This is a genomic window from Thermoanaerobaculia bacterium, assembly GCA_035717485.1.
In the GTDB taxonomy this organism is placed as follows: Bacteria; Acidobacteriota; Thermoanaerobaculia; order UBA5066; family DATFVB01; genus DATFVB01.
Window position 1 is genome coordinate 1 of the sequence record DASTIQ010000116.1, and the last position, 4,786, is coordinate 4,786.

5 protein-coding genes are annotated in these 4,786 nt (G+C 69.2%); 1 reads left to right on the plus strand and 4 read right to left on the minus strand.

Going from position 1 to position 4,786, the window contains the following annotated elements:
- Window positions 1-35 precede the first annotated feature (35 nt).
- Window positions 36-1,301 (minus strand): phospholipase D-like domain-containing protein, encoded by a 1,266-nt coding sequence (locus VFS34_06195; GenBank protein HET9794035.1) that lies wholly within the window; start codon window positions 1,299-1,301, stop codon window positions 36-38.
- Between the two features lie 74 nt (window positions 1,302-1,375).
- Between VFS34_06195 and VFS34_06200 the strand changes: the two genes are divergently transcribed.
- Window positions 1,376-2,521, plus strand: coding sequence for an ABC transporter substrate-binding protein (locus VFS34_06200; GenBank protein ID HET9794036.1), 1,146 nt, complete (start codon window positions 1,376-1,378; stop codon window positions 2,519-2,521).
- A gap of 152 nt (window positions 2,522-2,673) precedes the next feature.
- On the opposite strand, the gene VFS34_06205 is transcribed toward VFS34_06200, so the two are convergent.
- From VFS34_06205 to VFS34_06215, 3 genes are all read right to left on the minus strand, one after another.
- Window positions 2,674-3,330: a hypothetical protein gene (locus tag VFS34_06205; GenBank protein ID HET9794037.1), complete on the minus strand. Its 657-nt coding sequence runs from the start codon at window positions 3,328-3,330 to the stop codon at window positions 2,674-2,676.
- A gap of 11 nt (window positions 3,331-3,341) precedes the next feature.
- On the minus strand, window positions 3,342-3,650 hold the full coding sequence (locus tag VFS34_06210; protein ID HET9794038.1) for a hypothetical protein: 309 nt from the start codon (window positions 3,648-3,650) through the stop codon (window positions 3,342-3,344).
- On the minus strand, window positions 3,647-4,786 hold a 1,140-nt coding region (locus VFS34_06215), incomplete at its 5' end, for an acyl-CoA dehydrogenase (protein ID HET9794039.1). The genes VFS34_06215 and VFS34_06210, both read right to left, overlap by 4 nt.

A 4,786-nucleotide genomic window follows, 5' to 3' on the forward strand; every position in this document is an offset into this window, starting at 1 on the left:
CCGTCCGGCTCGATGCATCGCCGCGCCGGCCCGGTCTAGAGTTCGGAGGCGAAGAGCCCGTAAAACCACTCGAAGAACCGTTCCCCCGTGGACCGCGTCTTCCAGGCGGCGAGCGTGATCTCGTCGCTTCGGGTGCGGTCCCGCTCGAACATCGCGGCGACGTCCGCGGCGAGCCGCGCGCTGCGGACGTTGACGTTCGCCTCGTCGTTCAGGAAGAACGACCGGCTGTCGATGTTCGCGGACCCGATCGACGTCCACAACCCGTCGAAGGCCGCGACCTTCGCGTGCATCATCGTCGGCCGGTATTCGAAGATGCGCACGCCCGCCTCGAGCAGCGCGCCGTAGGTCGACCGCGAGACGCGCCGCACGTAGCCGAGGTTGTTCTTCTCTCCCGGCACGATCACCTCGACGCGCACGCCGCGTCGCGCCGCGTCCGTCAGCAGGCCGGTCGTCGTCGAATCGGGGATGAAATAGGCGTTCTCGATCAGGATTTCGCGGCGCGCGGCGTGGATCAGCACGTCGAGGCCCAGGGCGGCGCGCGAGCAGCGCACGCCGAAGGACGATCGAAGCATCAAGACGTCATCGTCGCCGGCGGGCGTGAGCTCGGGATAGTCGTCGGGCCCGGCCGGCACGGGCTTTCCCGCCTCGATCCAGTTCTCCGCGAAGACGCTCTGGATGCGCGCGACGGCCGGCCCCTCGACCGAGACGGCGACGTCGTGCCAGTGCTTCGGAGAATCGGCGTCGCCGCTCCAGCGGTCGTCGAATCCCTGGCCGCCGAGAAACGCCGTCGTCCCGTCGACCACGAGGATCTTCCGGTGGGTCCGGTTCTTCAGCCGGTGGAAGAGGAGGAGCGGCCGGAAACGCTCGAACTCGACGCCCGCCTTCTTCATCTCCGACTCGAGGGTCTTCGACAGGGTGTGGCTCCCCCAGGCATCGGCGAGCACGCGGCAGCGCACGCCGGCTCGGGCGCGCTCCTCGATCGCGCGCGCGAACCGCACGCCGGTCGCGTCGGACTGGAAGATGTAGATCTCTACGTTGATCGTGGCGCGGGCATTTCGGATCGCTTCCAGCATCGCGGCGAAGATTCCGTTCCCGTTCTCGAGGAGCACGCAGCGGTTCCCGGAGATCAGCGGCTCCCCCGTGACGCTCGAGAGCTCGCGGCCGAAGTCGGCGCTCGAGGGGTCGAGCTTCCCTTCGAAGAAGAAGACGGAAACCGGCTTCGGTCCGACGGAGCAGCCGAGCGAAAGGACCAGGGCCGCGGCGGCCGCCGTCCGGGAGATCCGCGGGACTCGGGAAAACACGCGCGAAGAGTACACGACAGGCCTCCGGCCGGGTGGACCCCGGGGCGGACGGCGTTTGCGGGGATAATCCGCGCGTGCTTCGCCGGACCGCCGCCGCCGCCGCTCTCGCGCTCTTCCTTTCCGCGTGCGCTCCGTCGCCCCCGGGCCACGAAGGGATCCCGATCGGGTTCTACGGCTCCCTGACGGGACCGACCGCCACCTTCGGCCAGTCGGGGAAGAACGGCGCGACCCTCGCGCTCGACGAGATCAACGCCGCGGGCGGCGTCCTGGGGGTCAAGCTCGCCCTCCACGTCGAGGACGATCGCGGGGAACCGGCCGAGGCCGCCTCCGCCGTGTCGAAGCTCATTTCCCGCGATCACGTCGTCGGCCTCATCGGCGAGGCGGCGTCCTCGCGCACGCTCGCCGCGGCGCCGATCGCGCAGAAGAGCGAGATCCCGATGATCACTCCCTCCTCGACGAACCCGCAGGTGACGCTCGTCGGTCCGTACGTCTTTCGGGTCTGCTTCACGGACGACTTCCAGGGCGCCATGCTCGCGCGTTTCGCCGCCGTCGAGCGGAAGGCGAAGACGGCGGTCCTCCTCACCGACGTCCGGAGCGACTACAGCGTGGGGCTCGGCCGCGCGTTCCGGCGCTCGTTCGAAGCGCTCGGGGGAAAGATTCTCGGAGAGCAGAAGTATTCCGAGGGCGACACCGATTTCTCGGCGCAGCTCACCCAGATCCGGACGACGGAGCCCGACGTCCTCTTCGTGCCGGGCTACTACACCGACGTGGGCCTGATCGCGCGCCAGAAGAAGTCGCTCGGGGTTCCGGGAACGCTCCTCGGGGGCGACGGGTGGGACTCTCCGCGCCTGACCGAAATCGGCGGAGACGCGCTCGACGGGGCGTACTTCGGAAACCACTATTCGCCGCAGGATCCCGATCCCGCCGTGCGCCGGTTCGTGGCCGCGTACCGCGCCCGGTTCGGCGACGTTCCCGACTCCGTGGGCGCGCTCGCCTACGACGCGGCCCGGCTCCTCGCGGACGCGATCCGGCGCGCGGGATCGACCTCGGGTCCCCGGATCCGGGAAGCGCTCGCGGCGACGGCCGCGTTCCCCGGCGTCACCGGCGCGCTGACGTTCGACCTGGAGCGGAATCCGATCAAGCCGATCACGATCCTCGAGATCGAGACCGGCCGCTACCGGTTCGTCGAGAAACTCGCCCCGGAGCCGCGGACGAAGTAGCGCGTCGAGCGCCCCCCTCGCTCCCGTGCCCCCGTTCCGGCTCCCGCGGCCGAAGGCGGCTCGATTCGGAACACGCCGGAGGAGCGGCCCGGCACGAGCCCGGTCCGCCGACGCCTCGGCGAAGGTGGACGGCTTGCGGTCTCCCGCCCGCCCTATCTTTTTTCGATGACGACGTCGTCGAAAGCCACCGGCACCGGCGCTTCGGCGACGAGCCCCGCCGCGCCGGCGCGCGGCTGCGGATCTCGCGCCTCGATCGCCTTCTGTCCCGAAACCCAGACCTCGAGCCGGTCGCCGGCCGCGGCGAGCCGAACCGTTCGCCAGATCGGCTCGTTCGAGCGGATCGGCGCCGCGCCGAGAGTCTCGGCCTTGCCGGCTCGGACGGAAAGCGCCGTCACCGTCTCCGACTGGAAGTCGACGAGGGCCGCGACGAAGTTCGCCGGGTTCTGGTAACGCAGGACGACTCCGCCTCGGGCGAATCCTTTCACCGCGGCTCGCTTGGCGGCCGACTGAACGGATCCGTCGGCGAACGAGGGTTCCTGCGTCGAGAGCGCGAAATGAAAGTGGCCCGCCTGGCCGGTGGCGTTCGTCTGGATCGCGACCATCGGATGGGAGAGCGAAGTCGCGTCGGGTATCGACTTCCATTGCTCGGGAGCGAGCCCCGGCGTCCCCTCGAAACGGAAGAATGCCGGCGTCCCGCCCGCGGCGTCCGAGTCGAACTCGCGGCGGATCGTCGTGCTCCCGGCGAACGCGAGCCCGGCCACCGCGGCGGCCGAGGCGGCGAGGGCGATGAGGCTCCTGGATCTCGACATCCCGTCCTCCTTCAGAAGGAGAGAATCGAATAGACGGTGTTCCCGGAAGCCATGAAGGCCTGCCGCGAGTAAGGATCGACGACGATCCGGACGTCGGCCGGCGCGGGCAGATTTTCGGCGAGGGATTCGGCCCAGCGCGGAGCCTGAGCGTCGAGGAATTCGGCGACGAGCGCTTCGTCGGTCTTCCCGCGCGCGCCGGCGAGCTCGCGCAGCTTCGCGACGTCGGCAGGCTGGATCCGGAAATGGTATCCGCCGCAGTCGCGATCGGCTCCCGCGATGATCGCGGGAACGCCCGCGCCGAACTCGGCGCTCTCGCTCACCGGTGCCCCAGGAGGTTCTTGGCGATCACCATCCGCTGGATCTCGGAGGTTCCCTCGTAGATCGTCGTCACACGTGCATCGCGATAGTACCGCTCGACGGGGTATTCCTTCGAGAAGCCGTATCCGCCGAAGATCTGGCAGGCTCTCGCGCAGACCGCGTTGCACGCCTCCGATGCGAAGACCTTCGCCATCGAGGACTCCTTCGAGTATTTCCCGCCCGGTCGCTCCGAGAGCCACGCCGCCCGATGCGTGAGGAGGCGCGCGGCGTCGATCTGCACCTTCATGTCGGAGAGCTGGAACGCGATCGCCTGGTGCTCGCCGATCTTCTTCCCGAACGTTTCCCGCGTCTTCGCATGCGCGACCGAAGCCTCGAAGGCTCCCTGCGCGATCCCGACCGACTGCGCCGCGATTCCGATTCGCGAGTGGTCGAGCGTCGTCATCGCGATCCGGAACCCCTCGCCCTCGGCGCCGAGCCGCCGGGATTCCGGAACGCGGACGTTCTCGAAGAAGAGCGAGGCCGTCTGCGACCCGTGCAGCCCCATCTTCTCCTCGTTCCGGCCGACCTGGAAGCCCGGATCGTCGTCGCGAAGGAGGAACGCGGTGATCCCGCGCGTCCCGGCCCCCGGGTCCGTCATCGCCATCACGACGTACCACCGCGCGACGCCGGCGTTGGTGATCCACGACTTCGTGCCGCTGATCACGTACTCGCCGTTCTTCCGTTCGGCGCGGGTCTTCTGGTTCGCGGCGTCGGAGCCCGACTGCGGCTCCGTCAGCGCGTAGGCCCCGATCGCGCGCCCCGACGCGAGCTCGGTCAGGATCGTCTTCTTCTGCTCGTCGGAACCGAACCTCCAGATCGGATAGCACGCGACCGAGTTCGTGACGCTCATGATGACCGCGAGCGACGCGTCCACCCGGGCGACCTCTTCGATCGCGAGCATGTACGACACGACGTCGAAGCCGGCGCCGCCGTACTCGGCGGGAACGAACATTCCGAGGAAGCCGAGCTCTCCCATCTTCGCGACGACCTCGGAGGGAAAGGCATGCGACCGCTCGCGCTCGGCGATCCCGGGAGCGATCTCGCGCTCCGCGAAGTCGCGCGCGGAGTCCCGCACGGCCCGCTGGTCTTCCGTCAGCTC